6 protein-coding genes are annotated in these 6,347 nt (G+C 42.3%); 1 reads left to right on the top strand and 5 read right to left on the bottom strand.

Translation table 11 applies throughout. From position 1 onward, the window contains the following. Positions 1-557: 557 nt before the first annotated feature. From rplY to radD, 5 genes are all read right to left on the bottom strand, one after another. The gene (rplY, locus tag L4C54_RS00250) at positions 558-836 is read right to left on the bottom strand and encodes a 50S ribosomal protein L25 (protein ID WP_428802170.1); all 279 of its coding nucleotides are present in this window, start codon (positions 834-836) and stop codon (positions 558-560) included. 285 nt (positions 837-1,121) lie between these two features. Beyond that, complete coding sequence (locus L4C54_RS00245) at positions 1,122-2,468, bottom strand: ATP-binding protein (RefSeq protein WP_428806618.1); 1,347 nt, start codon at positions 2,466-2,468, stop codon at positions 1,122-1,124. Further along, positions 2,458-3,117 carry a response regulator transcription factor gene (locus L4C54_RS00240; protein WP_428802168.1) on the bottom strand — a complete coding sequence of 220 codons (660 nt, stop codon included), beginning with the start codon at positions 3,115-3,117 and terminating at the stop codon, positions 2,458-2,460. The genes L4C54_RS00245 and L4C54_RS00240 overlap by 11 nt, the downstream gene beginning before the upstream one ends. A 26-nt stretch (positions 3,118-3,143) precedes the next feature. Further along, positions 3,144-3,539, bottom strand: a complete 396-nt coding sequence (locus L4C54_RS00235; RefSeq protein WP_428802167.1) for a PepSY domain-containing protein — start codon at positions 3,537-3,539, stop codon at positions 3,144-3,146. Positions 3,540-3,652: 113 nt separating this feature from the next. Beyond that, entirely contained in the window at positions 3,653-5,395 is a 1,743-nt protein-coding gene (radD, locus tag L4C54_RS00230; protein WP_428806617.1) for a DNA repair helicase RadD, read from the bottom strand. A 225-nt stretch (positions 5,396-5,620) separates the two neighbouring features. Between radD and rsuA the strand changes: the two genes are divergently transcribed. After that, entirely contained in the window at positions 5,621-6,316 is a 696-nt protein-coding gene (gene rsuA, locus L4C54_RS00225; protein ID WP_428802165.1) for a 16S rRNA pseudouridine(516) synthase RsuA, read from the top strand. Positions 6,317-6,347 lie beyond the last annotated feature (31 nt).

Here is a 6,347-nt window from a genome sequence, read left to right as displayed (position 1 = left end):
ATTCAATATTACTGTCAGCTCAGACCCCATCAATATAATGGCGGGCTGACACCTAATGAGTCAGAACGGTTGTTCTGGTTAAACTCTAAGATCGTGGCCAATATTAGTTGACCACTACACATCGATAAATTTTCTTGGTTTAAGTGTTCGGTAATTCATTTTTAAAAGCCTTCCTATTGTTAGAGCGTATGTAGATTTTAGAGGCGGCTAAATGCGAGTTTTCTAGATAAGCGGACAAAAAAGTGCTTTGTGACTTTTAGAGGCGATTTTTTCGCCTAGACAGTTTGAAATTAGGCGGGAGATAGTGGCTTTTCAACTACTGTATATTGTAATTATTTTACAATTATTTTGATCCAGAGAGGTTAAGTACAACGTGTGATATGCGGGTAAGTACTTTTTAAATAGGGGCTTACAGAGGTTTTGGGCGACTCAAAAACGGTGAAAGCCCAATGTTGGTAGCATTGGGCTTTCGAATTTTTAGATTTTCGATTGGTAAGATCGATTATCTTTTCTATGCAGCAGGTTGGATTCTATCCGACTAATTCCTTGGTAGGGAATTAAACGCGGATGAAGTCCATGTGCTCAACTTTAGGCTTGAACGCGTGACGTTGAACGTCTTGTGGCTTAACCTTAACTTCTGCGCCGTCGATCACAAGAGTGATGCCTTCGTAGAATTCTGGCTTATCCATTTGGTTCATAACTTCGTTATGAGCTAGAGCGATTGCTACTGGAGCTGCTTCGCCACCGTAAACAACTGCTGGGAAATTACCTGTGTGACGTAGGCGGCGGCTCGCACCCTTACCTAGTTCAGTACGTACTACTGCTTCAAATTTCATAGTTTTACTCTCAAATTAGTAAACATTAAATATCACATCCACAATGCGACCTTGTGAGATGCCTTACGTTCGACAGTGACCGAAGTTACTATCAAAACGAGCGCGGATACTAACATTCCTATACAAGCCGAGCAATAGCTTACAAAGTAAATAGAATGATTTTTAGGTTTTTCACACGATTTCGGACAAACTTCAGCCAAACCTGACGGAAAGAGTTACTGTTATTACTGTTGAATCAAATGACTATCGACAACGCTTACGTTCAATAATGCTTCAAGACAATATTTATTGCTGAGAAATATTGAGAGTTAACGTCGCTTTTAAGCCACCCATAGTACTTGTTCCAAGAAGTAATTGGCCTCGATAGCTGTGAGCCATTTCACTTACAATGTTAAGACCTAACCCTGTACCTGGCGTTGTTTCATCCAAGCGAACACCACGTTTTTTGGCTTGCAGGTGCTTCTCTTCGGGGATGCCCGGACCATCATCTTCTACGTGAATATGAATGATTTTTGATGGGGTGACAGTGCAATGCACTCGAATCGTTGAATGGGCCCACTTATAAGCGTTTTCCAGTAGATTACCGAGCATTTCATCTAGGTCGGTAGAGTCTGCGGCGACTTCGATATCCAAATCGATTTCATTAATGAGTATTAACTCTCGAGAAGCGTAGACTTTATCGAAGGCCATTGATATTTCATCGATTCGTTCGCTGGGGTTAGCTTTTACTGAAAGGATATTTGCAGCACCTGCCATACGAGCTCTGCCTAAATGGTAATCAATATGGCTCTGGATCTGTTCAATAGCGGGTAGCAGTTTAGCCTGTTCATCTAGTGGTAAGGTTGAAATTTCATTTTTAAGTACAGAAAGAGGCGTTTTAAGAGCGTGAGATAAGTTGCCGCCATGATTTCTTGCGCGTTCTAATAGCTCTTGATAGTGGAACAAAAGTGCGTTGAGATCAGAAACAAGCGGGTAGACTTCTTTTGGGTACTCTTCAGCTAACTGGTTCTGTTTACCAGCACGCAAAGCGGCGAGTTCGCGCTGCATTTTACCCAGTGGACGAAGTGACCAACCGACTTGTAAGCCAATAAGAATGAGTATGCCACTAAACAGTAATCCAAGAATCAACCATAGTTGACCGGTTAAATGGCTCAGGGTGGCTTTCAGCGGCGCTTCATCTACACCAACTAGTATATGGACGGGACTCGAAACACCCGGCAGATAAATAGTTTGCGTGATATATATGAGCTTTTCGCCTTTAGCCCCCAGTAACTTAGTCCGAATAGGTAATGACAGGCTCTGAATGTTTTTGTCCCAAAGTGAACGAGACCGTAGAGATTGCTCTTCGCTAGCAATAACCCAATATAAGCCGCTATAGGGCTGACTGAATCTAGGATCTGAAAGGCGTGTAGGTAGCGACAAACGATCATCAGCATCGGCCTCTACGTGCGCGGTGATCTCATCCATAGCTAACCCAAGCTGACTTTTAACATCACTAATTAGATAGTCATGCACTAGCTTGGGTATGCCAACGCCTGCCGCTAAAATCATTGCTGTGAGCCAAAGTGACGCAGCAATGAGTAGGCGGCTTTTAAGACTTATTCGCTTAATTGCTGGAAACCTAGTCGGCATTCAATTGATACCCTAGTCCACGTACGGTTTTGATAACCTTTGGTGCAATTTTTTTACGTATACGGCCGATGAATACTTCGACAGTATTTGAGTCTCGATCGAAATCTTGTTTGTAAATGTGTTCGACTAACTCTGTTCGTGAAATAACTTTCTCTGGATTGTGCATGAAATAAGCCACAACTTTATATTCGAGTGCAGTTAGGCTAATGACTTGCCCTTGCCATAACACTTTGGAAGTTCGAGTATCCAAGCTTAGATCACCAATTTGCATGACTGGTGCAGCATTGCCTGACGCTCGGCGTAGCTGTGCACGGATGCGAGCAATGAGCTCCACCATTTCGAAAGGCTTAGTTAAATAATCATCAGCGCCAGCATTTAAGCCTTCAACACGTTGGGTAAGGGTGTCGCGAGCACTTAGGATAACAACTGGAGTGTTGATGTTTTCATCACGAATACCCTTTAGGACAGTTAAACCATCGAGCTTTGGAAGCCCTAAGTCTAAAACAATCGCGTCCCACTCTTCTGAGGTGGCTCGATAAAGAGCGTCAATTCCATCTTGTGAGAGTTCAGGAACCCAACCAGCAGATTCTAGTGTTTGAATAATTTGTTCACCTAGGCGAGGGTCATCCTCTACGACTAATATTTTCATGCTGAATTCTCTTTATTATTTATGCGCTATTTTTTTATAACGTCATGTAAGTTGCGGCCTTTGATTTCTATCATCTCAAGCGTTGTTGCGTTGTACTCAACTTTAATCACATTCTGTTCGTGAACCAGTTTGAGTTCATAAATCCATTCGTCGTCGTCCTCTTCCAACTCGACTCGGATCACTCGGCCATGAAGTTGCTTGTCTACAGTGGCATAAAGCTCAGAAAATGGTTGAATCAACCCTTGTTGAACCGCTTCGTATACTTCATCTTGGTCTTCATCAAGTTCAACCCGAGTCCCTTCTTTGTAGGCATCTAGAACGAGTTCATGACCTGATGGTACGGGCTCAGTAACCTCCGCAGCAACTGGGAGTACAGTGAAAGCCAGAGTGAATATTAAGGCTTTGATAGATTTTGTAAGCATATGGAAACCTTAGTTGTATAACGGCTTACCCCAAACAATGTGTAGAGTAACTGAACCTAGTATAAAAAACAGTGATGAATGGAAAGTGAACCACTTTGCGATTTACGATTTCATCATCGATTTTGTAATTCATCTTCGAAAATTTTGTCCCTCATCTTCCAGAATCGGCCCGATTTACGTGCAATAACAAATTGAGGAGGGCGAAAGCGATGTTGGTTGGAAGCAACTTTGGTTGGAGATGCTTCTTCAAAAGGTCGATGCCTATCTGCCAAATGAGGGCGAACAAACTGCTCTTTAAATCGTTGTTTCTGTTTCTTGCTTACGAGTGGCCAGAATTCATGCACTTGTGCTTGGTTCTCGCCAAGGTAAGTGACCTTTAGTTGTGATTTACCTGATTGATCTTTATGCACCGACAAATTCATCTCTAAACATTCGAAAACCAGAGCATCTTTCAGGTTCAATGCCTCTTTAAGTTTTTTATCGGGGTCAACTAACGTTGCATCGCATTCATGGCAAATACGCGCCGCAATATCATTATCAGCACCGCATTCATTACAATATTTAGCACGAAAACGATAGCCGCAATGTTCACGTTCGCCGGTGTCTTTGTCTGTGAAAAATCCTTGGCATCGTCGGCCAAAGTGCTCTAACAAGAAACCGTTGCTATCTAACTTACCCCAAAAGTTGTTATTAAAACCACAAGCGGGGCAAGGGATAGTAACAATGTCACTGTTCGAATCAGGCTTTGGGTCTCCGACTTCTGGTTGATAAAGGTCGTAGTTGTTTCCCGCATAATCGAGAATCAAGCACTCTTCTTTTCCAGGTGAAAGGCGTAAGCCTCGACCAATGATCTGTTGGTAAAGACTGACAGACTCCGTTGGTCTTAAAATCGCGATAAGATCAACGTGAGGGGCGTCAAATCCAGTAGTTAGTACAGAGACGTTAACCAAGAACTTAATATCTTGCTGCTTAAAACGTTGAATGATGTCATCTCTCTCAACGGTTGGCGTGTCGCCAATCACAATGGCTGATTCAGCGGGTGGAAGCAGTTGCAAGATTTCTTGCGCATGACGAACCGTTGCAGCGAAAACCATCACACCTTTTTTTTCTGCGGAGTATTGAAGGATCTGCTGAACGATTTGAGGGGTCGCTCGTTTAGCCTGATCAATGACCATATCAAGCTCTGCTTCTTTGTATCGCCCTGTGCTCGCAGGCTTCAATTGAGAGAAATCATAAGAAAGTACAGGGGCGTCCATCATTCTAGCTGGAGTTAAAAAATTCTCATCTAACAAGTAATGGATAGGAAGTTCAAAAATACAATCTCTGAAGAAACGAGGGTCTTCACTTCGTACTTGCCCTCGGGTGTGATATTGATAAATCCACCCCATACCAAGGCGATAAGGCGTTGCAGTAAGCCCAAGCACTTTTATGCCTGAGTTTAACTCTCTTAAATGGGTGATCACTTTTTGGTAACTACTGTTTTTATCATCGGGAACGCGGTGGCACTCATCAATGACCAGTAGTGAAAATTGATCCTTAAATTCATCGAGATTGCGGACAACGGATTGAACGGAAGCGAATACGACCTGTTGATCGGTTTCTTTACGCCCTAGTCCTGCGGCAAAAATTGCTCCTTTTTCACCATACCCTTCATATTTTTCATGGTTTTGCTCAACGAGCTCTTTGACATGGGCAAGTACCAATACTCGTCCTTTCGCTAAGCGTGCAAGATCTGCAATCACTAAGCTTTTTCCTGCTCCGGTAGGGAGGACGATAACTGAAGGCGTGGAATGCTTTCGAAAATAGTGGATTACAGCTTTTACTGAGTCAGCTTGGTAGGGACGAAGAGTGTACATAGAGACAAAGAACTAGGAGTGGGATAACGCATGTTATCAGCTTACTCTACAATGAGTAAGGCTTTATAAACATCAGTTACTAAGTGTGTATAAAGCCAGTTGCTACCAACTCTTATCAGCACTAATCTTTTTATCTATAAAGAATCCTTTTATTAGTGCCTAATTTGTATTAACGAACCTATAGATGATATATAATTTTGAACTTCATCACAGTACGAGGTAATCATGCGTTTAGATAAGTTTTTATGCGATTCGCTAGGTGTAACAAGAAAAGAAGCACATCAGATTCTACGATCAAAAAAAGTGAACGTTGATGGCGCTATGGAAAAAAGAGCTGCGTCACACGTGACCGAAGAGTCAGTGGTTGAATGGCAGGGCAATCAGCTTAAGCTATCTGGACCTCGTTACATTATGCTTTATAAGCCAGAAGGCTTTGTTTGTTCACATGAAGATGGAACAAACCCAACGGCATTTGAACTGATTGATGAAATAAAAATGGACCAGCTCCATTTTGCTGGTCGCCTAGATGTTGATACGACAGGTTTGGTATTAATCACTGATGACGGCAAATGGTCTCACCGAATTACTTCGCCAAAACATAAGTGCCAAAAAACTTATCGCGTTTGGTTGGTTGAACCTGTTGAAGATGATTACGTCGAGAAGTTCAAAGAAGGCATTCAGCTGAAAAGCGAAGACGGTTTAACATTACCTGCTCATTTAGATGTAAGAGCTGAAAAAGAAGTATTGCTAACGATTCATGAAGGCAAATACCACCAAGTAAAACGTATGTTTGCAGCACTTGGTAACAAAGTTGAAGCTCTTCACCGCGAAAAAATTGGTGAAATTGAGATGGACGAATCACTGGAACTTGGTGAGTACCGCTATTTAACGGAAGAAGAAGTCAATTCTATTTGGAAATAATCCCTTCTTTGGGAATTACTTTATTTCCAAA

This window comes from Vibrio lamellibrachiae (assembly GCF_050337265.1).
Taxonomy (GTDB): Bacteria; Pseudomonadota; Gammaproteobacteria; order Enterobacterales; family Vibrionaceae; genus Vibrio; species Vibrio kyushuensis.
Note: the sequence above shows the minus strand (reverse complement) of the source record. Positions and strands in the feature narration are given on the sequence as shown.